Origin of the sequence: Sphaerochaeta sp., from assembly GCF_050178175.1 — a bacterium.
GTDB lineage: Bacteria > Spirochaetota > Spirochaetia > Sphaerochaetales > Sphaerochaetaceae > Sphaerochaeta.
Map to the genome: position 1 here is coordinate 1 of NZ_JBFXGH010000032.1, position 20,929 is coordinate 20,929.

Here is a 20,929-nt window from a genome sequence, read left to right on the forward strand (position 1 = left end):
TGTTTGTTGCAGGTGTCGGTACCGGTGGGACCATCAGTGGGGTGGGCAAGTACCTCAAGGAACAGAATCCCCAAGTAAAGATTGTCGCCGTGGAACCTTCAACCAGTCCAGTTCTGAGTGAAGGATATGGTGGTCCTCACAAGATCCAGGGTATTGGGGCAGGATTTGTACCGGGTAATCTCGATCGCTCAGTAATCGATGAGATAGTGACCGTTGAGGATGCAAAGGCAGGAAAGACTGCACGCTCTCTTGCAAAACAGGAGGGACTGTTGGTTGGCATTTCCAGTGGGGCGGCAATGTATGCTGCACTCCAGTTTGCATCAGATCCGGCTTGGAAGGGTAAGACCATCGTTGTTCTGCTCCCTGATTCTGGTGAGCGTTATTTGTCCACTTGGTTGTTCGAAGAAGACTAGGAAAACCTATCGATTGTGGTATAATTACGTATGAGAGCGTTCTTCCGATTACCACAGATTGAGGCAGCAAGAACAGCCGCTTCCTACAAGTTGTTGAGTGATGATGCGCTGTATGCAATGGGCGTAGCCTACGTTGAGGAGGCACTTCATGAGATGGGTCAGACTGTTGTGTTCCGTAGCGGCAGCAGAAACCGGTACCCCCAGCTCAAGGCCCAGAAGCAAAAGGCCAGACTCTGGTGGATTATCGTCGGAGTGGGCATGTACCCCAATTGTCCTCACCTAAGTGACGAGGTAGCCAGACAAGTGCTCAAGCATGCACCCGAGGAACAAGCAAAAGTCTATTTTGCTCCTGTGATGTTCCTCAATACCCGCTCCCAGAATGTGTCCCTACCAAGCCAGAATGGATCATTCACAGCCCTATTCAATGGTTTGACTCCGGTAACTAAACGTTCATATCAGTGACATAGCTGGGAATGGCTCGACCCGCGCTGTCTTTCTCCACACCCCAGGTCAGGGTGAATGGTACATCGATCAGTATGGAAAAAAGATGGGAAAGAAAGAATTCATCGCTGCACGCCACCCGATAACAGGCATATTGCTCTTTGGCCGGTTCTGCTTGGAGGAGTGATGTATGGACATTCTTCAGAAGGTCAAGGAGTTCCTTCTCCGAAGGTTCATCTATCAGTGTCTTCACCAAGGGATCCTCGAGATATGAGAGAGCTCTCTGCTCCAGTTCTTCCTGGTTTTTTCCCAAAGCCACAATTGTGGTGAGACCTGTTAGGTAGTCAACGGCAACCAAGGCCTCGCAGATTCCTTCCTTCCCATATTCCACCGCACGGTCAAGCACCTGGCACTGCATGCCGAAATCCAGAGCATTGTAGATGGCCGATATTTCTGGATAGGCTTGCAGATGCAAATCGGCAAAGCTGAAAGGATAATGCAGCGAGAAGGAATCATCTTCTAGTGCAGATAAAACTTGCGCAACGGTCTTGATCTGTCCCAGGTCAAGGTACGATAAGAGCGTTCTTTTCTCATGAACCATGAAACGATAGCGAGAACGTAAGATAGTATCATGTTCACTTGTTCGCATTCCCGTTATTCCTTGATTCATGGAAGGCAGTATAACACAATGGCGAAATAATGGCTAATAGAAGTGATGCATGCTTTGCTTGAAAGAAGCGAAGAGCTTTGCTATTGTTTCGGCTATGAATGATACCCTGATCAACATCGAGGCAACGTTGTTTTGTGGACAAACCTTTGCCTGGGCCAAGGAAGGTTCAGCCTATGAAGCGGTGCTGGGAGGGCGTCATATCATGTTTGAGGAAGCTGACTTCCCCACATTGGTAGCAGAGGATGCCATGATCTCTCATTACTTCGATATGGAGTGGGAATATGATGAGGCTGAGCGTGAGCTCAGCGCTCTTGACCCCCATCTCTCCTTGCTCATCAGTCAGTATCGGAGTATTCACATACTCAACCAAGATCCATGGGAAGTGTTGGTCAGTTTCCTCCTCAGTCAGAACAACAATATCAAGCGTATCAGGGGGATGTACAAAACCCTTTGCAGAGCCTATGGAACAGAGGTTTCCCCCGGTGTATTTGCCTTTCCCCGGCCAGGGCAGCTTGAGGGGGTTAGTGAGACAGCGTTCAGGGCACTGGGCATGGGGTTCAGGGCTCCTTACCTTATCAGTGCCATCTCGCATGCAGATCTTCTTGGATCCATCGAATCCCTGGACTACCAGTCTGCAAAAGAGCTGCTCAAGAGCATCAGGGGAGTAGGGGAAAAGGTTGCCTCTTGTATTTTGCTGTTTGGGTATCATCATATGGAGGCATTCCCTCTCGATACCTGGATGCTGAAGGTGATGAAGCGATACTATCCCACAAAAGATGAAACATTCTTTGCACCGTACGCAGCACTTGCTCAGCAGTACCTGTTCCATGGGGAGCGTCTAGGAGGTAGGCAGTGATAGGTGTATCAGTAGTAGGGATCCGTTTTGATCAGTTCCCTCCCTCAGCCCATTCACAATTCTCATTTACTGAAAAACAGCTTAGTGCGATAACCATCAAGCTGCGTAAGCAAACCCGTAGTGATGCGGTTATCCTGCTTTCCACCTGTGACCGTGTGGAAGTATGGTGTGAGAACCCACAAATTGATTGCAAGGAGCCGTTTCTCAGGGCCCTCTCTCTTCCCGTGCTCATATGGGCCGAGCATACCTACAGCATCTTCGGTGAGGAGGCGATCGAGCATCTGTTCTCTCTGGCATGTGGCCTGCTCAGTCCCCTCTTTGGTGAGGACCAGATCATCAGCCAGATACACACAAGCCTCTTGAGAAGTCGAATCCATGGTTGCGCTTCACCCAGGATGGAGTATCTCTTCAAGGAAGCGATTACCACGGCAAAAGCAGTTCAATCGAAGGTTTACCTGCAGGTTCCCGATGAGTCCCTGGCTGAGGCAGTGCTTATGCTTCTTGAGAAGCGGGAAGTCGACAAGAAGGTGATGCTTATCGGGAGTAGTGCCCTCTCTCGTCTTGTGGCAAAAACTCTCTCTGGAAAGGGATATCAGGTAACCATGACATTCCGTGACCTTGAAAAAGCAGATCTTTTGCTGCCAGAAGGCGTGAAGGCACTCGCCTATGAGGAACGTTTTGATCATTTCAGATCATACGATGTAGTGATCAGTGCAACGAAGGGGATGGAGTATACCGTCGATCTTGACAGTCCCGATGGCCCAAAGCTTTTCATTGACCTTGCCCCGGTAAGGGATATCAATCCATTACTGGCTGAGAGAAAGGGGGTTGCAGTCCTCACGGTGGAAGACTTTTCGGTTTCCCTGCCCCGTAGGGAAGCAGCTACTGCCGAAGCAAGGTGCATAGTATCTGAACATCTGGGTAAGGCTTTGCACTATCTTACCTATCGTCATCAGGTGGAGGCAGTGCAACGTATGGCAGGCCAGGCTGCAAATGACTTGGTATATCGGCTCAATGGCTTGCTGGCTTCACACAAATTAGGCCTTGATTTCCGCAAGGATCTCTATGAGACCGCCAGGAAGGCATTCAGCCATCAACTCTATCAGGAGAGAAAGAGGGAAGCTGCCATACAGCGGTATGACCTTTCCATATGCTTGGAAAGTGGCCATGCAATTTATGAGGGGGACCCTGATACCATTCTCGAACCATTCCATACCATTGATAAAGAGGGTTGGAACCTTACCAGAATTTCACTTGGTTCCCACACGGGTACCCATATGGACAGCCCTGCTCATCTGTTGAAGGGAGGAAAAACACTCGATGTCTATCCTCTCTCCAGGTTCTTTGCCACTGCTTATGTGATGGATTGCAGGAATCTTGATATAATTGACCCAGAAGATATTCCTGAACTCGATCCTTCCTGCGATGCTGTCCTGTTCTGTACGGTAGGCAGGGCACAACTGAGTGTGGACGCAGTAAACAGCCTGCTTGCAAGGGGAATTCGCTTATTTGGTTTTGATACCCCAAACTGTGACCGCAGCGGAGATCTCTCGTTCCCTGTCCATCATGCCATCTTTGCTCAGGATGCCCTGATCATCGAGAACTTGGTCAAACTGGATACGGTAGTTTCCAAGGTGGTGCAGCTTACCTGCCTTCCGCTCTCATTCAAGAATGCAGACGGCGCTCCCACTCGGGTTATTGCCACGGTAAGGTAGATATTTCTCCATCTTGCACGTTGGGTACCTGCACATTCTCCATTGGTATGATATACTCTAGGTAGTGGAGGGACCTCATATGAGTACAAACACCGTATTTACCATTGGACGACAGTTTGGAAGCGGCGGACGGCAAGTTGGGAAGAATCTGGCGGAAAAACTGGGAATTCCCTTCTATGACAAGGAACTCATAGCGATCAGTGCACAGGACAGCGGCCTTAGTGAGGCGCTTTTCTCAAATGCTGATGAGAAAGCAACCAGCAGCATCTTTTACTCGCTAGTAATGGGTAACTATCCGATGGCCAGTGGAGCCTTGGGTGTTACCGAGATGCCGCTGAATGACCAACTTTTCCTCATCCAAAGCAAGACGATCAAGCGACTTGCCTCCGAAGGTCCCTGTGTAATAGTCGGCCGATGTGCTGACTACATTCTCAGGGAGATGGAGAATACCATCAATATCTTCATCCATGCAGATTTGGATAGTAGGGTAGAGCGCGCAATTCGTGTATATGAGATTGAAGAGAAGAAGGCTGAGGATATATGTCTGAAAACAGACAAGCAAAGGGCCAACTTCTACAACTACTACAGTGATCGGAAATGGGGGATGTGCCGTACCTATGATCTGAGTCTTGACAGTGGAAAACTTGGGATCGATGGCTGTGTGGATCAGATCATCAACTACGAACAGCTTTGGCAGAAGAATAAAGGTAATGCAATCTGATGCTGGTTGATCTCTTGGACAATCTTGAATGGTATCGTGCCCTGCATCCTGCGATGCAGGGTGTTATCACCATAATGGACCGTGGTCTTCCTTATGATGATGAGGAGGGATTCTATACGGTTGATGGGATTCCCTATCAGGTGATGGCGTATGAGAGCTTGGTCAAAGGGGAACTCGGTCAGGCGGAAAATAATCAGGTACATATTCTCCTGGAAGGGGAAGAGATACTCAGTCTACAGCGTGAGGCATTGGTGGAGGTGGTGACGCAGTGTACCACTGGCCTGTTTGTCCTGCTCAGGAAGGGAGAGCGTTTCCGCCACAAGCAGAATCGAACTATGCAGACCAAGGTCAAGAAGGTGGTTTTTACCCTTCCTGATCCTGATTCTTGAACTGATTACGTTTGGCTCTTGATCGCTGCAACCAGCTTCCTATGCTCATCCTGGGTCTTTTTCAGTCCACGCTTATTCAATGTCTGGCTGAACAGCAACGCTGCCTCCCCTAGATTCAATCGGCTGTAGGTGAGGGTAAGCAGGTCATTGCCTGCAAGCAATACAAGCTCAAAGTGGAACCGGTAGTGCAGTTCGCTGAATTTCTGTATGTGGAAAGGTCCCTTTTCTTCTATCAAACCATCCATGGTATCAAGAATTTGCTCCAATGCAATGGCATCAGCATGTTGCTCACAAGCAAAGCGGATGGCAAGCGCTTCGAGGTAGGCTTGTACCTCGGTCAGATGCTGGTATTCCTGCATGCGAATGTTGCTGCCAATGTATTTTCAGAGAGCTTTGTGCCCCCGGGGAGTGCTCCACTTCGAATCTTGTCCCGTAGGGTAGCATAGAGGTGATCAATCAATTGGCTGCTAATGGTTTCCGACCTGAAACCAGTATATCCAAAGTAGGGTTGGATGCCTAGCAACGAAAACGGGCCACGGATAAGATCCATGGCCCGGTATCATCAAGCGAGAGATGCTTAGTTGTCGATACCGACGAGCTCAATGTCAAAAACAAGCAACGAGTTGGGGAGAATGGTATCAGTTCCTGCTTCACCATAGCCAAGGCTTGGGTGAATCCAGGTCCTTACCACACTTCCGGTGTTCATGGTAAGTAGCGCTTCGGTGAACCCGTCGATCAATCCATCTACAGGGAAGTGAGCGGTCTCCCCTCGGTCGTAGGAACTCTCGATGACAGTCCCGTCAGCCATTTGCAACTGGTAGTTTACCTCTACGTTGTCACTCGCTGTGGGCTTCTTGCCATCTGCAGGGGTCAATACCTGGTATTGCAAGCCACTAGCTGTGGTGATGACACCTTCATTGGACTTGTTCTGCTCCAGGAAAGCCTCAGCTTCCTCAAGGTTGGTTGCTGCAACTTCGGCAAGCCATGCATCGTACTCTTTTTCCAGTTCCGCCTGGTATTCGATGAAGGCAGTCTGCATTTCAGCCTCATTCATCAACAGATGATTGCCGCATGCGTAGTCCAAGGCACCGCTTGCATAGAGGTCTCCATTGACATGGATACCTTGGCTGGCCATATTCAGGGCCAACAGGTAGCCATAGGTGTAACTGAATGCGTCTGCAAGTTCCTCTGGCTTATTCAGTCCTCTTACATCATCGATGCTGTCATAGGACTTACCATAATCGGTTTGGGCAAGACCGCGACTCCAAATTTCTGCCTGATACTGCTCAACATTGGCATACAGCTCTTCAAGGGTGTAATATCCACTCATTGAATCGCTCTGGGAGTCCTTGTATCCATCGAGGGCACCCTTTACATAGTATCCTGCATCAAAGAACAGTCCTTGGTTTGCAAAAGACTGGATCAACATAAATCCATAAGTGTAGCTGAAACGGTCCTCAAGGCTCTCCAGTTCTGTTGCCTGTGCAGTGCTGATGTTGTAGGGAAGCACACCGGTAGCAACCAAGGGGTTGATATAGCGGATATGTGAGGCAAAGCCATTCTCTACCACTACTTCCAGGTAGTCACCTCGCGAAAGCGATGCAACAGGGTATGTTGACTCTGTCATCGTGTTTGTCATGAAGACCAAGTCCACGTTTTCCAGGGTCCTGACAGTAAAAGCTCTCTGGCCTTGCTGGTCGAAAGCGGAAAGCACTCGCACAGTGACTGCATCGGGATGGGCTTCTTTTGCCCCCGCTGCAAACAGTGCAGTGGAAATGAGCATCATCACCAACAAGGTCACAATCATTTTCGTTCGATTAGGTTTGTTCATAGTCATTCCTTTTTGTATGTTCGTTGCTTTATGCAACTTACTCTAATGTACGTGCTCTTTTGAGAAACGTCAATGCAAGAAGATTTTCAGTACCATGAAATACATGCCATTAGCCTATGTTATGGCACTAGATAATCGTTTCATGAAGTTTTATGTACTTGTATCCGATTGTCATCTCCTGCCGCTCATGATAGGGTAGGGATACTAATAAGAGAGGAGCTGTCATGCCTACCATCACAAGAAAGAAACCCAATGAACGGGATAGAAAGCTGTTGTATGAAACAGTCAGGATTGCCCATCAGGCAAAAGAGAAAGGTAACCATCCCTTTGGTGCCTTGTTGGCTGACAAGGACGGAAAGATCCTGCTTGAGCAGATGAATGATTACGAGGAAGGCGGTTCTGCAATGCACGCAGAGACCCTGCTGCTCTTCAAGGCAAGCAAACTGTATGACCCCCAGTTCCTTGCTACGTGCTCGCTCTATACCAACGCAGAGCCATGTGTCATGTGCACCGGAGCAATGTACTGGACCAATGTAAGAAGGCTGGTCTTTGGTATTACTGAGGAGAAACTTCTTGAGCTGACCGGAGCTGATGAGCAAAATCCCACGTTCAATCTTCCCAGCCATGAAGTTCTCGCCCATGGGCAGAAGGATATGGAAGTGGTGGGGCCGGCAGAGGATGAGGCCTTGGTCAAGGCAATTGTGGAAGATCATCTTTCATTCTGGGTGCATTGATGATCACCCTGCCTTACCTCCTCAGGAGTGAGAATATCGCTCGAATTGAGGGAAAGCATCTCCTGATCGGGGATAGACGGGTCTACCCGTTTGAAAAGCGCTTTGAGCGTTGCTCCTCCATCCCTGAGGTTGCCTCTGCCCTGAAACGGATGGTCACCCAGGGAGGGGGACCTTTGGAGGTTGCCCTCACTGCGATGGTCTTTGTCGCAGAGCAGATGAAAGAAGGTTCAGCTGAGAAGGAGTTCAGAGAGCTTGAAAATGCAGCTGCACGGCTTATCGCTTCCCGCCCAACCAATACCACGATGAAACGGACCTTGCTTTCCCTTCTTGATGAACTGCGAGGAGACCCTGGTTTCATCGAACGGGTAGCGCCTCTGGTGGAAGCCAGGAGAAAGGCTTTTGACCAGCTCTACCACCAACTTGGCAGAGCCGGGAGCTCTCTTATTTCTGATAAGGCTGGTGTGCTGACCACTTGCTTTGCTGAGCATACCTTCCTCCTCTCCCTTGCATATGCAAAGGAGGAGGGAAAGGAAATCAGGGTATTTGTCCCTGAGACCAGACCGTATTTGCAAGGGAGTCGGCTTACCGCTCCCTCTCTCCAGGAGATGGGGATCGAGGTCAGTGTGATCACCGATGGGATGGGGGCAACGTTCCTTGGAAACGGAGATGTAAACCTCTACATGACCGCCGCTGACTTGGTCTGCATGGATGGTACCGTGGTGAACAAGGTGGGAACGCTTGGCAATGCCATAGCAGCGAAACGATTCCAGGTACCCTATTATGCCTTTTCCGTCTCCCCCGATCCAACAAAACAGGATGCAAGTGGCATACAGATGGAGTGGCGATCGGCCGGGGAGGTAACCCAGTGTATGGGAAAGGCTACCTCCTCTGATGGAATGAAGGCACTCTACCCGGCCTTTGACATCATTTCTCCTGATCTGGTAACAGGGGTTGTCACGGGTAAGGGTGTACTTAAACCGGAAGAAATCAAGAGGAATTTTCAATGAAAGCAATTATTGGAGGTACCGGAGTCGATACCATGGAAGCAATCGATTCACAGCGGAAGGTGGTGGATACTCCATACGGGGATGTTGAGTTGTTTGTTGGTAAGGGCAAGGATGCTTCCTTGGTCTTTCTTCCTCGACATGGATCAGACCATTCAAACCCTCCTCACCTGATCAACTATCGTGCGAATGTCAAGGCGCTTGAAATGCTTGGGGTGACCCATGCCATTGGTATCTATGCAGTAGGTTCCATCACTGAGAAACTACCTCCAGGAAAGGTTGGTTTGGTCAGTGATTTTATTGACCTTTCCTCCGGGAGAGATCATACCTTCTACACAGGGGGAGAGCATGGGGTGGTCCACACGTCCATGGATGAGGTTTTCGACACATCGTTGAGATCCCGTGTCCTCAAGGAAGATGAGTCCCTCCTGGATGCAGGCGTGTATATCTGCACCAATGGGCCGAGACTGGAAACCCCGGCAGAAATTCGCTATCTGCGCCATATCGGTGGCGATATGGTGGGGATGACCTTGGCAACAGAGGTTTCCCTGCTTCGCGAGGCAGGCATATCCACGCTCGCCCTTGCCTACAGTATCAACTGGGCGGCAGGAATCGAGCATGGGCAGGTAACGTTCATTACCGATAAGCAGATTGCCTCGTTGAAGGGCCGGATGACGGAGCTCTGCCGTAACGTGCTTCAGTCAAGTTCCTCCAAGTGATAGGGAGTGTTCTGGTAGACATGGTAGTTCAGCCAGTTGCTGAACAATAGGTTTGCATGACCTCTCCAGGTCACCTGAATTTCCCGTGTAGGATCATCTCCTTTAAAGTAGTTGACCGGAAGCTGGGCATCAAGCCCTGCCTTTCGGTCTCTTGTATACTCCTCCAGGAGTGTTCTCTCGTCATATTCACTATGCCCCGTGACATACACCTGTCTCCCATTCCGGCTTGCCGCCAGGTAGACCCCTGCTTCCTCACTGGTTGCAAGGATCTGGATGTCATTGAGTTTAGCGAGGCTCTCCTCATCGAGCCTGGTATGCCTGGAATGGGGTGCCCAGAATTGGTCATCAAACCCACGTACCAGTGGATGATTCCTCTCCAGTACCGAATGGCGGTAGATGCCTGAGAGCTTCTGGTCCAGCACCTGTTTCCCGATACCATGGTAGTGGTAGAGAGCTGCCTGCGCAGCCCAACACACGAACAATGAGGCAAACACATGCTTGTCGGCCCAACTGAGGATTGTCTCCAGCTCCTGCCAGTAGGCAACTTCCTCGAATGCTAGGGTCTCCACAGGGCTCCCCGTGATGATGAGAGCATCGAAGTGCTCTTCTTTCACATGGGCAAAGGTCTGGTAAAATGCCTTCAAGTAGGATGAAGGTGTATGTTTGCTCTTATAGCTAGCAGTGGTGAGGAAGGTTATCTCCACCTGCAGGGCAGTATTACCGAGGAGACGGAGAAACTGCTCCTCTGTCCTCATCTTATTGGGCATAAGGTTGAGGATGGCGACCTTGAGCGGGCGGATATCCTGGTGGATGGCCCTCTCAGCGGTCATGAAAAAGATGTTTTCCTGTTTAAGGACCTCAGCGGCAGGGAGGTCTTTTGGGATGGTCACTGGCATGATGCGTCCTCCCCAAGTGCCTGAGACAGGTCTGAGAGCAGGTCATCAATATGTTCACAGCCAATCGAGAGACGTACTGTGGTCTCCGAGATACCCTGACTTTCCAGCTCTTCCTTGGTGAGTTGGGAGTGGGTCGTGGTTCCAGGGTGGATTACCAGTGACTTAACATCTGCTACATTGGCAAGCAGGCTGAAAATTTCCAGTCGGTCAATGAATGCCTTTGCATCCTCGCCTGTTCCCTTGATGTCAAAGGTGAAGATGGAGATTCCACCTTTTGGAAAGTAGTGCTTGTAGAGTGTGTGGTACGGGTTATCTTCCAGACTGGGATGCTGTACTTTAGCAACGCAAGGATGGGCGGCGAGGAATTCGACCACCTTCAGCGTATTCTGTACATGCCTCTCTAGCCGTAGGGGAAGGGTTTCCAGTCCCTGGAGGAACAGGAATGCATTCAGTGGGGCGATGCACGGCCCAGTGTCCCTGAGCAGTACTGTGCGTGCCTTGGTGATCCAGGCAGCCTTTCCTGCAGCATCAAGAAAGCTCAACCCATGGTAACTGTCATTCGGTTCTGTTACCGATGGAAATTTTCCGCTCTGTTTCCAGTCGAAGTTTCCACTGTCAATGATAACGCCACCAAGGCTTGTCCCATGACCACCTATGAACTTTGTTGCAGAGTGCACGACGATGTCAGCACCATGCTCGATGGGACGAAGCAGGTAAGGGGTTGCAAAGGTATTATCCACTACAAGAGGAATCTTATGGCTGTGGGCAAGATCGGCCAGGGCCTTGATGTCACAGAGGGTGGCATTCGGGTTGCCGATCGATTCAACGAACAGCGCCTTGGTGTTGTCCTGGATGGCCCTCTCCACGTCTGTGATATTGGTGGCATCAACAAAGGTGGTGGTGATGCCCCACTCAGGGAGCGTATGAGCAAACAGGTTGTAGGTTCCTCCATAGATGGTCTTTGCTGAAACGATATGGTCCTGGTTTTTTGCAAGGTTGAGTATGGAGAGCGTGATGGCAGCCGACCCGCTGGCAACAGCCAGGGCACCGACACCGCCCTCAAGTTTGGCCATGCGATTCTCAAACACTTCCTGGGTAGGATTTCCCAGTCGGGTGTAGATGTTTCCGGCCTTGGAGAGGTTGAAGAGGGATTCTGCGTCATCGCAGCTGTCAAAGACATAGCTGGTGGTCTGGTAGATGGGTACTGCACGGGATCCGGTTGCGCTGTCTGCTTTTTCTTGTCCTGCATGCAGGGCTAGGGTTTCAAAATGGTAGGTATTGTTGGTTTTCATGGGTTGCTCCTGAATAAAATGATAGGGACCTGGCTACGCCGGGTCTGTGGAATACTGTTCAGAAGCCTCGCATGTGGTCGGTTACCGACCCACAACGTGGATGTTTTGCATGTTTCATGATGGTTCCTTGAAGGTCTTAGGCGAGTGCGTTTTGGCACATGTCAGATTCAATACTGTCTTGCATGCTTTGCATCATTGATGTGCCTCCTTCAAGAAATTACCTACCGAATGGCTAGGGATTGGGGCAAGTATAGGGAAACTGGGAGATGCGGTCAAGTGGTTAAATACAAGAATCGGGTAAGGCGTAAGTAAACCGGGGGGAGTCCCCCCGGTCCTGCCCCTTAGTCTTCTGTTGCCATGAAGGCATCGAACTCCTTGAAGACCTCTTCATCAGGATGCTTCTCAAGCAAGCTGAAAACAACCATACAGAGGGAAGCGATTATGAAACCAGGGAGCAACTCATAGACATCGAATATGCCTCCTGAAAGTTGCTTCCATACCACGACGGTAATACCACCACCAAGCATGGCTGCTACAGCTCCATTGCGACTGGCACGTCTCCAGAAAAGAGAAGCGAGAATGACAGGTCCAAAGGTTGCCCCGAATCCTGCCCATGCATAGCTTACCACGTCGAAAATTGAGGAATGGGGATCCATCGCCAGGAAGATGGCAATGATGGTGATAGCAACGACGGTGAGTCTGCTGACCAGCAAGGTCTCCTTGTCAGAGGCATCTTTCCTGAGTACTGCCTTATAGACATCCTTTGAGAATGCTGAAGAAGCAACCAGGAGCTGACTGTCGGCGGTACTCATGCTTGCTGCTAGAATTGCACAGAGAAAGAACCCTGCTATGAAGGTGGGGAATATTTTCTGCATACTGACAATGAACACAGCCTCTGCTGCACTCTGGGAGTCAAAGGTGGTGGGCAGAAGGAATATTTTTCCCACCACACCAACAAGCAATGCTGCTGCCATGGCAATAACAACCCAGACCATGGCAATTCTCCGGCTCGTCTTGACCTCATGGTTGCTCCTGATGGACATGAAGCGAATGAGGATGTGCGGCATGCCGAAATATCCGAGGCCCCAGGCAAGCGCACTGAGGATCTGAAGGAACCCATAGCTGGTTCCAGGTGGAGTGACAAACGGGTTGATGAAGTGCTGGCCGAACTGGCTGAGCTGTTCGAAGGTATGGACTGGTCCCCCGATTGCAAATACTGCGATCACGCCAGTCATCACCAAGGCAAAGAACATCAAGCTTCCCTGCAGGAAGTCAGTTGCTACCACAGCCAGGTATCCACCGAGGAGCGTGTATCCAAGGATAACCAGTACGCCCAAGATAAGCGCAGCATAGTAATTCATACCGAATACAGCGGTGAACAGTTTTGCGGAGGCAAGAAATCCACTTGCGGTGTAGACAATGAAAAACACCAGGATGATGATCGAGCTGATGGTTTGCAAGAGCTTGCTCTTGTCATGGAAACGGTTGGTGAGGAATTCTGGGATGGTGATGGAATCCTTAGCGTGAATGGAGTATTTTCTCATTCTCTTTGCCACCAACAACCAGTTGAGGTACGTACCTACCAACAATCCAACCGCGGTCCAGAATGCTTCCTGGAGCCCAGTGAAGTAGGCGAGGCCTGGAAGACCCATGAGCAGCCAGCCAGACATATCGCTTGCCTCAGCACTGAGTGCTGTAAACCATGGACCGATTGAGCGACCACCAAGAAAATAGTCACTGGTGGATTTTGTTTTTCTGAATGTGAAAAACCCGATTGTTAGCATAAGCCCCAGATAGAGTGCAAAAGCCAAGGCAGTAATGAGCTGATAACTGTTCATGATCACCATTCTCCCAACATTTAATACATGTTGGTCCAGAATACCTATTGAAAAAGAGGGTGACAAGGGCAATGGAAGTTATACTGCAAAAAAATGCATAAATATGCATAAAGTTGGGGTATGAATTGGATCTTTTGCCGCTATTCAATGAGACAGAGGCGCCAGCTAACTGCTGGTAGCTACTGTCTTGAGGAACTTCCTGAAGAAGAATGCAATAAGCATGGTACCCAGAATCATGACAAAGGTGAGTGCGTTTATCACCGGGGATACGCCATAGCGGATCATTGAGTAGACATACAGGGGTAATGTTCCTGAACCAGGACCTGAGACAAAGAAGGTGATGACAAAGTCCTCAAGTGACATGGTTATGCACATCAGGAATCCTGAAAGTACTGCAGGTATGATGGAGGGGATGATGACCTTGAGCAGGGTCTGCCGCTCATTGGCTCCCAAGTCACGTGCAGCCTCCAGGGTGGAGTAGTCAAACTCATCCAAGCGTGCACTTACCAACATGAACACAAAGGGTAGGTTGAAGGTGGTATGTGCTACAAATATGGTGAATAAGCCGAGACGAATCTTCACGGCAGAGAAGAAGATCAACATGGAGATACCGATGATTACCTCGGGGAGGACCATGGGAAGGTAGCTTACCGTGGTAATGTAGCTTCTTCCCTTGAATCGGTACCATTTGATGCCGATGGCTGCCAGACTTCCCAGTACGGTGGCAGATATGGAGCTCGTGAGTGCAATGATAAGACTATTCCTGAATGCAGCCCAAAGTGATGGGCTTTCATAGATAAGCGTCTTGTACCAGATAAGGCTTGCACTCTCCCACTGCATTCCCTTTACGCTGTTGAACGAGAAGAATACCACGACAAACAGGGGAATGAAGAGGAATACTATGACCAAGGAGAGCATGGTATAGGAAAAGGAAAAGCTGGTTCTGGAGGAGTTTCTCTGATTGCTCATCTCTTTCCCCGTTGGCTGTGATGCAGTTTGATGTTCTGCTCGAGCGCCTGTTGATTGCTCTTCTTCTGGTAAAACTCTCTCTTCCCACTGTACAGCATCCAGAATACTCCGATGAGGGAGATCAGGGTCAGTACCATGGAGAAGGCAGAGGCCAGAGGCCAGTTCCTGGTCTTGGAGACTTGGTCGACGATGATGTTTCCGATCATGGTGGAGTCCTTGCCGCCAACCAGGAGTGGTACGGTATAGGCTCCAAAGATTGGAATGAAGGTAAATATGAAGGAGGTACTCACTCCGCTCTTGATATTGGGAATCATGACCTTGATGATCGACTCCAGCTTGGTTGCCCCCAAGTCCCTGGCTGCATCGAGCAAGGCAAAGTCGAACTTGTCTATGGTCGTGAAGAGCGGAAGGATCGCAAAAGGGAGATACATGTATATCAGGACAACAATGACTGCCTGGTTGTTGTACATCAGGGCGAGGCTCTGATCGATCAGGCCAAGGTTTTTCAGCAGTGAGTTCAGAAATCCTTCACTGGATAGTATGGAGATCCATGCATAGATACGGATCAGGGAGTTGGTCCAGAAGGGTATGATGATCAAGAACAGGAGGAAGGTCTGGTGCTTGCTTTTTGCCATCGCGTATCCACAGGGGAGTGCTATCAAGAGACAAAGCAATGTTGAGACGACACTGATCCATACCGTCCTGAACAGTACCTTTGCAAAGCTTGGGTTGAACATCTGCTGATAGGCAGAGAGGGAGAACTCCCACTCAACGCCTCCGTAGAGGCCACGCTTGAGGAAGCTGTAGAGGATGATGATGCTGATGGGAATTGTAAAGAAGAGTGTGAACCAGATTCCCATGGGAGCGCTGTAGAGCGTTCCAAGCAATCGCTCCCGTTCCTTTGGTTTGAGAATTCGCTTCATTGCACAGTGTCCTTTACCAGGTAGCCGTCGTTAGCACTCCAGCTCACATAGACCGTATCCTTCCACTGGATCTCGGGGCCTTCTTCCAAGAATACGGTGTGTTGCTTGAATACTTTCACCAGTGTGTCAGGTTCCTTTTCCAATTTGACAAAGAACTTCGATTGGAATCCTGAATAGATGGGTTCTTCCACAATACCTTTAAAAGTGTTCATGGTTATATTGTTGCTTCTTGGAGGATTGGGCGAAATCCTGATTTTCTCTGGGCGGACGGTAAAGTCGAGTGAAGATCCCACTTCCTGGGCCTCTGAATCAGTTACATATACCTCCCCTTGCAGCTGAGGGACCTCAACGCGTAGGAGGTACTCTTCTCCTTGTGGTTCACAGGAGAGTACCGTACAGGGGAATATGTTTGTCTCTCCGATGAAGCTGGCAACAAATCTGGTTGCTGGAGCTTCATAGATCTCGTAGGGAGTTCCTATCTGCAATACCTTGCCCTTGTTCATGACTGCAATACGATCGGAGACAGAGAGGGCTTCACTCTGGTCGTGGGTTACATAGATGAATGTGATGCCGACCTTGTCATGAATGAGGTCGAGTTCCACCAACAGGTTCTGTCTCAGTTTTGCATCCAGGGCAGAAAGCGGTTCATCAAGCAGTAGTACCGCTGGTTCATTGATCAGGGCACGTGCGATGGCTACTCGTTGTTTTTGCCCTCCGCTGAGCATGGAAGGTTTCTTGTAAATATGTTCTTCCAGTTGTACCAGTTTTACATATTCCATGACTTTCTGTTCCACGGTTGCCTTATCGGTACGACGGAGTCGCAACGGGAAAGCAATATTCTCGTAGACAGTGAGATGTGGGAACAGTGCATAGGTCTGGAAGACGGTATTTGCCTGACGTTTCTCAGGGGGGAGGGGGAGGATATCCTTGTTGTCGAAAGCAACGCTTCCCGAGTCTGGATAATCGAATCCAGCGATAATCCTCAGCAGTGTGGTTTTGCCACAACCAGAAGGACCCAACAGCGAGAAGAATTCTCCCCTCTTGATTTGTACGCTTACATCATCAAGAGCCTTGAAATCACCATAGGAACGGGATACCCGTTGAGCAGTTACTTCAACACCTTTCAATCTTTTCCATTTCCTCCACTCGTTTCAGGCATAGAATTTCCAAAAGAGGTGTTTTGGAGCCTTCACGATGGTAATGCGAATATCGAATATTTGCCCCCCCACTGTCAAGCATTCATCCGATAAAATTTCAATGAATTTGAATATTCATACCTCAATGGAAAGAGAGTGGCTAACGCTGGAAATCTATCCGAACGACCTCACCGGTTCTGGGGTCTTTTCTATAGACTGCCGGGCCTTCCTCATCATAGCCATACCAGATGAGCCGAGAGAAACGCAAAAGCTCATGTTCCTTCGGTGGATCAAAGACTCTGCAATAGTCAAACCTGAAAGTGGTTTGTACCCGCAAATCGTAGCCCAGCATACAACTCCTCCTAAGGCTCAATCACCGTCCTATGATTGAGGTGCTTGTGTCATAAGCGTAGATGAGCATTGGTTACTCGTCAAGAGTGTGGAAACAAACAAATTCGTATTTCAAGTATTTTCATGCAAAGAGAAAATCTTAGATTACCCTAAGGTATGTCTTACGTGATGAACACAAAAATACCGACCAGTTCGTGGTCGGTACTAAAGGTGTTTTACGCCAAAGAGGTCTCGAACCTCTGAGATACTGGTTAGAAGGGGTTAAATGAGGTTTGTCAAGAACTATTAGTGTTTATGCATCATTAGAAGGGAGCGTTAAGGAGTACGTGAATGATTGGTGTAATGAAAAGCAAATATCAATCTGATTCTTTATGATTGTTGCAAATGATACAAGAACATGGTCCATTGCCATTGTAATGTCGTACACCAACACATCTCTGCTTTTTATCTCTATCTCCACGTTTATAAATAATATTGAAAAGATCTTCTTCCTGGTTCTCAAGGTATCTTCTAAGGCAAAACGCACATAGATCAGCAAGTTGTACCATGCTGGTAAGCTCTGAATCTACAAATAATGGAGTTTCAATGGTATTCCTTAAATCAGTCCAAAAAGTGCCATTATGATGGAATTTCTTCATCAGGTCTGTTAATTTTTTTGCTTCGGTTTCATTGTTGTCATGAATCAACAAGCCAAAGTGTTTTGTTTTGCAATGAGGGTTTTTTGAAAATATTTGAAGATATTTTTCAAATCGAGAGACTACTTGTTCAAAAGCTTGTTCATCGACCGAAAGTCTCGCAAGAGTAGGATTGAAATTCAATTTATTTATACATTCTGCGAATAGTCTCACATCGTTCCAGCTCGCCAATGTATTGGCTACATCGATAATGAAATTCTTTCGTTCAGAATAAGAAAGATGAATATATGCTTCAGTCTTTTTGAAGTTCTTCTTTGTTTGTTTGAATTGTTTTGATTTACTTTTAGACAGTCTTTGCAACTCTATAGTTCTGGCTCTTGTAACTTCAAATCGTCGTGTTTGAAAATCCATTGACTCAAAATTTGGTATCTTGGTTTGTTCAAGGTATGGACGAAGCAACCAAGCAGTATGAATTTCGTATCCAGTTAAATCATATCTTGATTTGATTTTCTCAATCTGATTATCATAACTCTTCCACTTATTGATGGGTATAGACAATCCTGCAAGAATATAATGAGAGGTGTTTCCTGGAATTTGAGGCGTTCCAGACTCATCAATATAGCAGAGGCGCATTATTAACCATCCTAATAAAAAAACGACTGGCGATGCGATGATAACATCGCTCGTGGAGACGCTTGGCGACTCCTTCCAGACGTATTTATAATGTAGAACAACAATTGATATATGTCAATGATAATTCACATAAATTGCGTCCAACGCTAGGACCTATGCACTAAACCCATCTCATACATTCCCAACATACGCTTTCAGGCTGTCGAGACCATCAGAGGCTTGTATGTAACCAATTCTTGAGGTTTCTTGGGGATTTACGGTGCATGAAGGATACCCCAGGACATGCCAAGAGATCCACTGTCCTGGTGGATCCCCATCTGTCTATGGCCCACTTTCGGCTATGGGGTCTTTCTCGGTATAATCTCCACAGATTTGGCGAAGGTGGCCGGGTCCATCAGCGTCAAAGCCTGGGACATGGCATCGTTGAAGTTCCAGCCGAAGATTTTCCTCAGCCTTTTCTTGCTGATTTTCTGTGTTCCCCCTATGAGGTCGCTCATCTTCTTGTACAGCGAGAGACATGCCTTGTCCAATATGCTCTGGTTGAGGGCTGCATTCCTGTCACTCAGGGCCATGTCATCCTCGCGAAAGACAGTATCCAGGTTCCAGTGAAGGCTGTTTTCAATCATCCAATGGGAACGTATGCAATGGGCCGCATCACCGATGTCCTTCAGGCTGGTAAGGTAGTAGCGGATCTCCTCCGTCTCCTTGCCGGTGATGTTGTGTCTCATCGTCTTGGCCATGCATACCACAGAGGAGACCTTCTTCCACTCCGAGAACAGCCCTTTCTTCTCGCTTGAGGTCAGTGGGTAGAGATAAAAGGACCTCTGCTCGAGCTGGTTGTGGCTGATCTCACTCGTCATATGGTAGCAACCATCAATACCCTTGAGCTTCTGCTTGTTCTCTTCCGTAAACAGTGTCCTGGCGAATTCAGCGGCTTTGCCCTGGTTGCCCTTCAGTCCCCCTATATAGTCACCTTTCGACTCGGCAATGATGCCGATGGTCTTGGTCTGCATATGCATGGCATCGAAGGTGACCACCGTGTCCTTGAGGTTCATCCTCGCGAGAAGCTTCTGGGCGTGGGGGATTTCATTTGTCGTGGATTCTATCGCCTCGGAGAAGAGACAGGTTTCCGTATCCTGCTCATATATATTGAGGATCTGCAGGTCCTTGATCTCCTGCCCTGTGTCTGCCTTGCGCCCTGTGCCCCTGAGTTGCTTGCCATCCACCGACACTATCCTTTTGGGAGGGGTCGGCAGTTTCAGTGCCTTCCTGATTGCCGTATCCGAATTGTGCAATACGCTTACCAGCAATGCATTGAGCTCCTCGGCCCTGATGAGGGAGAGGACTCTCCTGAATGTATCGTGGCTGGGGATGGTCTCCTTGCCGAACAGGCGCCTGTAGAGCTTGGCGTTGCCCAACCAGAAATCCTGGGTGGACAGGCAACTCTCAGACCCGGCCAGCGTGGCGAGGAACAGCATGAGGATGACCTCCCCAAGCGGGTAGACAGTCCGTCCCTGGACCCTGCAGTCGGGTACATCCCCAAACAGTTTCAGTATCTTCTTCAGGATGCGGATCCTCGTCTCATTGCCCGCATCCCTTACCTTGATGGTGCTGGAAGACTGGAAATCCTCTATCTGCATCCTCAGTGTCTCAAACTCCATGGTGGTTGCCTCCAAGTTCAAACGGTATCGAATGCTTCGTGCCAAGATGCTTCAGCCGCCCGGATATATCCGAAAGATGCCACCCCCCGTTCACATGCACGGCATACAGGTTTGAGGAAAGGGCGAGCATCTCATCGAAATCAGGGCCAAGGCGGTCCCTCAGCTTCGACCCGACCTGTCGCCTCATGACGGGCAGGTATCGCCCCTCTGCCTCCGTCAGGACCCTGCCCAGGTCCATTCCTGGAAACAGGATGGAAAACCAGCTGCCTTCATAGCCTATCTGGTTTTCTTTGCCTTCCATGCCGAGGGCAGCCTTCACGAAAAGGACATCCGCATCGAGGCCGAGCCTCTTGGGATGCCTGGTCAGCACTCTGCATGAGGTCTCGACGATCTGGCAGAACCCATAGCGGAGGACCCTGATTGCAGGCTTGACCGGCGGTCTCGATGGCACAAGGCCTTCCTGTTCGGTGACAATCCCCAGGTATTCGTCACAGCGGAATACCGGGTAGCTCTTTCCCGGTACCCGCTCTGAATGGCCCCGGTACAGGGCGTACCCATGTTTGGTCTTTTTCGTATAGATTCCCTTGGTCTTGTACTTGAGAACCCAATCAGGCAATGGGGGCATGGTGTGAATCTCCTGTATTAAGTGCAGTTTAATACCTTGTAAAAGGAAAAGCAAGAGAAAAAGTGGATCCACCCTCAAAAATGAGGTTCCCCTCAACTTTTCCAGCTTGCTTGTATGCTTGCATCACAACAAGTTGTCATGCATTTCCAACTATTTGGTGCGTAAATCCTAGTCCAACGCAAAGTAACGCAAAAATGTAACGCTACACACCATGAATCTTGCGAATATCGTTAGGAATAAGATATCTAGCATCTAGATTCTCTATTGTTCCATGTTTCACCCCTTAGACGTATACAGGACTCATTAGCTTCCTCCTAATAAAGACAAAGCCTTGGCTCAATAACCAAGGCTCTGTTATGAAAGTCTCTGAACTCTTCCTTTTTTTTACTACGTATGATTTGAGTGTGCTTGCTTACCAAAATCACCGAGTGCAAAGGAAGATATGGCTCTCCTGGGTATGTCTTGACGTAGATACAG

At 49.0% G+C, this 20,929-nt stretch carries 22 protein-coding genes; 9 read left to right on the forward strand and 13 right to left on the reverse strand.

The window, feature by feature from the left end:
* Positions 1-413: PLP-dependent cysteine synthase family protein (locus AB7S66_RS05495; RefSeq protein ID WP_428518454.1), on the forward strand; the 413-nt coding region annotated here is incomplete at its 5' end.
* A gap of 30 nt (positions 414-443) precedes the next feature.
* Positions 444-875, forward strand: coding sequence for a hypothetical protein (locus AB7S66_RS05500; protein ID WP_428518455.1), 432 nt, complete (start codon positions 444-446; stop codon positions 873-875).
* On the opposite strand, the gene AB7S66_RS05505 is transcribed toward AB7S66_RS05500, so the two are convergent.
* Positions 856-1,524 carry a hypothetical protein gene (locus tag AB7S66_RS05505; protein WP_428518456.1) on the reverse strand — a complete coding sequence of 223 codons (669 nt, stop codon included), beginning with the start codon at positions 1,522-1,524 and terminating at the stop codon, positions 856-858. The two genes, AB7S66_RS05500 and AB7S66_RS05505, sit on opposite strands and share 20 nt — an antisense overlap.
* A gap of 94 nt (positions 1,525-1,618) precedes the next feature.
* Here AB7S66_RS05505 and AB7S66_RS05510 point away from each other — a divergent pair, with 94 nt between their 5' ends.
* The 4 genes from AB7S66_RS05510 (at position 1,619) to AB7S66_RS05525 (ending at position 5,205) form a co-directional block, all read left to right on the forward strand.
* Positions 1,619-2,380 (forward strand): DNA-3-methyladenine glycosylase family protein, encoded by a 762-nt coding sequence (locus AB7S66_RS05510; RefSeq protein WP_428518457.1) that lies wholly within the window; start codon positions 1,619-1,621, stop codon positions 2,378-2,380.
* Positions 2,377-4,095, forward strand: coding sequence for a cyclase family protein (locus AB7S66_RS05515; protein WP_428518458.1), 1,719 nt, complete (start codon positions 2,377-2,379; stop codon positions 4,093-4,095). Before AB7S66_RS05510 ends, AB7S66_RS05515 begins: the two co-directional genes overlap by 4 nt.
* 79 nt (positions 4,096-4,174) lie before the next feature.
* Positions 4,175-4,816, forward strand: a complete 642-nt coding sequence (locus AB7S66_RS05520; RefSeq protein ID WP_428518459.1) for an AAA family ATPase — start codon at positions 4,175-4,177, stop codon at positions 4,814-4,816.
* Positions 4,816-5,205, forward strand: a complete 390-nt coding sequence (locus tag AB7S66_RS05525; RefSeq protein WP_428518460.1) for a hypothetical protein — start codon at positions 4,816-4,818, stop codon at positions 5,203-5,205. The genes AB7S66_RS05520 and AB7S66_RS05525 overlap by 1 nt, the downstream gene beginning before the upstream one ends.
* Positions 5,206-5,210: 5 nt before the next feature.
* Here AB7S66_RS05525 and AB7S66_RS05530 read toward each other — a convergent pair whose 3' ends face one another.
* Together AB7S66_RS05530 and AB7S66_RS05535 are read right to left on the reverse strand one after the other, a co-directional pair.
* Complete coding sequence (locus AB7S66_RS05530) at positions 5,211-5,564, reverse strand: FCD domain-containing protein (protein ID WP_428518461.1); 354 nt, start codon at positions 5,562-5,564, stop codon at positions 5,211-5,213.
* A gap of 218 nt (positions 5,565-5,782) precedes the next feature.
* A complete protein-coding gene (locus AB7S66_RS05535) occupies positions 5,783-7,036 on the reverse strand; it encodes an FKBP-type peptidyl-prolyl cis-trans isomerase N-terminal domain-containing protein (protein WP_428518462.1) in 1,254 nt (417 codons plus the stop codon).
* A 224-nt stretch (positions 7,037-7,260) separates the two neighbouring features.
* On the opposite strand from AB7S66_RS05535, the gene AB7S66_RS05540 reads away from it, so the two are divergent.
* The 3 genes from AB7S66_RS05540 to AB7S66_RS05550 are packed head-to-tail and all read left to right on the forward strand — an operon-like array spanning position 7,261 to position 9,493.
* Positions 7,261-7,770, forward strand: a complete 510-nt coding sequence (locus AB7S66_RS05540; RefSeq protein WP_428518463.1) for a nucleoside deaminase — start codon at positions 7,261-7,263, stop codon at positions 7,768-7,770.
* A complete protein-coding gene (locus AB7S66_RS05545) occupies positions 7,770-8,777 on the forward strand; it encodes a translation initiation factor 2 (RefSeq protein WP_428518464.1) in 1,008 nt (335 codons plus the stop codon). Before AB7S66_RS05540 ends, AB7S66_RS05545 begins: the two co-directional genes overlap by 1 nt.
* A complete protein-coding gene (locus tag AB7S66_RS05550; RefSeq protein WP_428518465.1) occupies positions 8,774-9,493 on the forward strand; it encodes an MTAP family purine nucleoside phosphorylase in 720 nt (239 codons plus the stop codon). Before AB7S66_RS05545 ends, AB7S66_RS05550 begins: the two co-directional genes overlap by 4 nt.
* Here the strand turns inward: AB7S66_RS05550 and AB7S66_RS05555 are convergent.
* From AB7S66_RS05555 to AB7S66_RS05600, 10 genes are all read right to left on the reverse strand, one after another.
* On the reverse strand, positions 9,472-10,389 hold the full coding sequence (locus AB7S66_RS05555) for a homoserine O-succinyltransferase (RefSeq protein WP_428518466.1): 918 nt from the start codon (positions 10,387-10,389) through the stop codon (positions 9,472-9,474). The two genes, AB7S66_RS05550 and AB7S66_RS05555, sit on opposite strands and share 22 nt — an antisense overlap.
* Positions 10,380-11,681: an O-acetylhomoserine aminocarboxypropyltransferase/cysteine synthase family protein gene (locus tag AB7S66_RS05560; RefSeq protein ID WP_428518467.1), complete on the reverse strand. Its 1,302-nt coding sequence runs from the start codon at positions 11,679-11,681 to the stop codon at positions 10,380-10,382. The genes AB7S66_RS05555 and AB7S66_RS05560 overlap by 10 nt, the downstream gene beginning before the upstream one ends.
* Before the next feature lie 341 nt (positions 11,682-12,022).
* Positions 12,023-13,519, reverse strand: a complete 1,497-nt coding sequence (putP, locus tag AB7S66_RS05565; protein ID WP_428518468.1) for a sodium/proline symporter PutP — start codon at positions 13,517-13,519, stop codon at positions 12,023-12,025.
* A 165-nt stretch (positions 13,520-13,684) separates the two neighbouring features.
* Positions 13,685-14,488 carry an ABC transporter permease gene (locus AB7S66_RS05570; protein ID WP_428518469.1) on the reverse strand — a complete coding sequence of 268 codons (804 nt, stop codon included), beginning with the start codon at positions 14,486-14,488 and terminating at the stop codon, positions 13,685-13,687.
* Positions 14,485-15,411 carry an ABC transporter permease gene (locus AB7S66_RS05575; RefSeq protein WP_428518470.1) on the reverse strand — a complete coding sequence of 309 codons (927 nt, stop codon included), beginning with the start codon at positions 15,409-15,411 and terminating at the stop codon, positions 14,485-14,487. Before AB7S66_RS05575 ends, AB7S66_RS05570 begins: the two co-directional genes overlap by 4 nt.
* A complete protein-coding gene (locus AB7S66_RS05580) occupies positions 15,408-16,538 on the reverse strand; it encodes an ABC transporter ATP-binding protein (RefSeq protein WP_428518471.1) in 1,131 nt (376 codons plus the stop codon). The genes AB7S66_RS05575 and AB7S66_RS05580 overlap by 4 nt, the downstream gene beginning before the upstream one ends.
* 169 nt (positions 16,539-16,707) lie before the next feature.
* Positions 16,708-16,899: a hypothetical protein gene (locus AB7S66_RS05585; protein WP_198890222.1), complete on the reverse strand. Its 192-nt coding sequence runs from the start codon at positions 16,897-16,899 to the stop codon at positions 16,708-16,710.
* A 355-nt stretch (positions 16,900-17,254) separates the two neighbouring features.
* The gene (locus AB7S66_RS05590; RefSeq protein WP_428518472.1) at positions 17,255-18,166 is read right to left on the reverse strand and encodes a DUF3800 domain-containing protein; all 912 of its coding nucleotides are present in this window, start codon (positions 18,164-18,166) and stop codon (positions 17,255-17,257) included.
* Positions 18,167-18,504: 338 nt separating this feature from the next.
* Entirely contained in the window at positions 18,505-19,827 is a 1,323-nt protein-coding gene (locus AB7S66_RS05595; RefSeq protein WP_428518473.1) for an ISAs1 family transposase, read from the reverse strand.
* On the reverse strand, positions 19,817-20,452 hold the full coding sequence (locus AB7S66_RS05600; RefSeq protein WP_428518474.1) for a hypothetical protein: 636 nt from the start codon (positions 20,450-20,452) through the stop codon (positions 19,817-19,819). The genes AB7S66_RS05595 and AB7S66_RS05600 overlap by 11 nt, the downstream gene beginning before the upstream one ends.
* Positions 20,453-20,929: the final 477 nt, after the last annotated feature.

Excerpts from the sequence above, each read along its gene's own strand:
- AB7S66_RS05500 (WP_428518455.1), top strand. The coding sequence starts at position 444 with ATGAGAGCGTTCTTCCGATTACCACAGATTGAGGCAGCAAGAACAGCC.
- AB7S66_RS05505 (WP_428518456.1), bottom strand. The coding sequence starts at position 1,524 with ATGAATCAAGGAATAACGGGAATGCGAACAAGTGAACATGATACTATC.
- AB7S66_RS05510 (WP_428518457.1), top strand. The coding sequence starts at position 1,619 with ATGAATGATACCCTGATCAACATCGAGGCAACGTTGTTTTGTGGACAA.
- AB7S66_RS05520 (WP_428518459.1), top strand. The coding sequence starts at position 4,175 with ATGAGTACAAACACCGTATTTACCATTGGACGACAGTTTGGAAGCGGC.
- AB7S66_RS05525 (WP_428518460.1), top strand. The coding sequence starts at position 4,816 with ATGCTGGTTGATCTCTTGGACAATCTTGAATGGTATCGTGCCCTGCAT.
- AB7S66_RS05530 (WP_428518461.1), bottom strand. The coding sequence starts at position 5,564 with ATGCAGGAATACCAGCATCTGACCGAGGTACAAGCCTACCTCGAAGCG.
- AB7S66_RS05535 (WP_428518462.1), bottom strand. The coding sequence starts at position 7,036 with ATGAACAAACCTAATCGAACGAAAATGATTGTGACCTTGTTGGTGATG.
- AB7S66_RS05540 (WP_428518463.1), top strand. The coding sequence starts at position 7,261 with ATGCCTACCATCACAAGAAAGAAACCCAATGAACGGGATAGAAAGCTG.
- AB7S66_RS05545 (WP_428518464.1), top strand. The coding sequence starts at position 7,770 with ATGATCACCCTGCCTTACCTCCTCAGGAGTGAGAATATCGCTCGAATT.
- AB7S66_RS05550 (WP_428518465.1), top strand. The coding sequence starts at position 8,774 with ATGAAAGCAATTATTGGAGGTACCGGAGTCGATACCATGGAAGCAATC.
- AB7S66_RS05555 (WP_428518466.1), bottom strand. The coding sequence starts at position 10,389 with ATGCCAGTGACCATCCCAAAAGACCTCCCTGCCGCTGAGGTCCTTAAA.
- AB7S66_RS05560 (WP_428518467.1), bottom strand. The coding sequence starts at position 11,681 with ATGAAAACCAACAATACCTACCATTTTGAAACCCTAGCCCTGCATGCA.
- putP (WP_428518468.1), bottom strand. The coding sequence starts at position 13,519 with ATGAACAGTTATCAGCTCATTACTGCCTTGGCTTTTGCACTCTATCTG.
- AB7S66_RS05570 (WP_428518469.1), bottom strand. The coding sequence starts at position 14,488 with ATGAGCAATCAGAGAAACTCCTCCAGAACCAGCTTTTCCTTTTCCTAT.
- AB7S66_RS05575 (WP_428518470.1), bottom strand. The coding sequence starts at position 15,411 with ATGAAGCGAATTCTCAAACCAAAGGAACGGGAGCGATTGCTTGGAACG.
- AB7S66_RS05585 (WP_198890222.1), bottom strand. The coding sequence starts at position 16,899 with ATGCTGGGCTACGATTTGCGGGTACAAACCACTTTCAGGTTTGACTAT.
- AB7S66_RS05590 (WP_428518472.1), bottom strand. The coding sequence starts at position 18,166 with ATGCGCCTCTGCTATATTGATGAGTCTGGAACGCCTCAAATTCCAGGA.
- AB7S66_RS05595 (WP_428518473.1), bottom strand. The coding sequence starts at position 19,827 with ATGGAGTTTGAGACACTGAGGATGCAGATAGAGGATTTCCAGTCTTCC.
- AB7S66_RS05600 (WP_428518474.1), bottom strand. The coding sequence starts at position 20,452 with ATGCCCCCATTGCCTGATTGGGTTCTCAAGTACAAGACCAAGGGAATC.